This window comes from Citrobacter sp. TBCS-14 (assembly GCF_005280805.1).
GTDB classification, from domain to species: domain Bacteria; phylum Pseudomonadota; class Gammaproteobacteria; order Enterobacterales; family Enterobacteriaceae; genus Citrobacter; species Citrobacter gillenii.
This window is the reverse complement of record NZ_SZWM01000842.1, coordinates 1-480: the sequence shown is the minus strand read 5'-3', so window position 1 is coordinate 480 and position 480 is coordinate 1. Positions and strand designations below refer to the sequence as shown.

At 57.2% G+C, this 480-nt stretch carries 1 pseudogene; it reads left to right on the top strand.

Features of this window, described 5'->3' with window-relative positions:
* A pseudogene (locus FDX22_RS21615) lies at positions 1-480 on the top strand (fructuronate reductase); the annotation flags it as partial.

The following is a 480-nucleotide window of genomic DNA, read 5'->3' as shown; positions in this document are numbered from 1 at the left end:
AGGGGCTGGCGGCCTTTACCGTGATGTCCTGCGATAACGTGCGTGAAAATGGGCATGTGGCGAAAGTCGCAGTACTGGGGCTGGCGCAGGCGCGCGACCCGCAGCTGGCGCAGTGGATTGAAGCTAATGCGACTTTCCCGTGCACTATGGTCGACCGCATTGTTCCGGCGGCGACGGCGGAAACGTTGCAGGAGATTGNCGTATTGTTCCTGCCGTAACGCCCGATACGCTGGATAAAATTGAACAGCTTACCGGCGTGCGCGATCCGGCGGGCGTGGCGTGTGAACCGTTCCGTCAGTGGGTAATTGAAGACAATTTTGTCAACGGTCGTCCTGACTGGGACAAGGTTGGCGCACAGTTCGTAGCCGACGTGGTGCCGTTTGAAATGATGAAACTGCGCATGCTCAACGGCAGCCACTCTTTCCTCGCATATCTGGGTTATCTCGGCGGCTATGAAACCATCGCCGATACTATGACCAA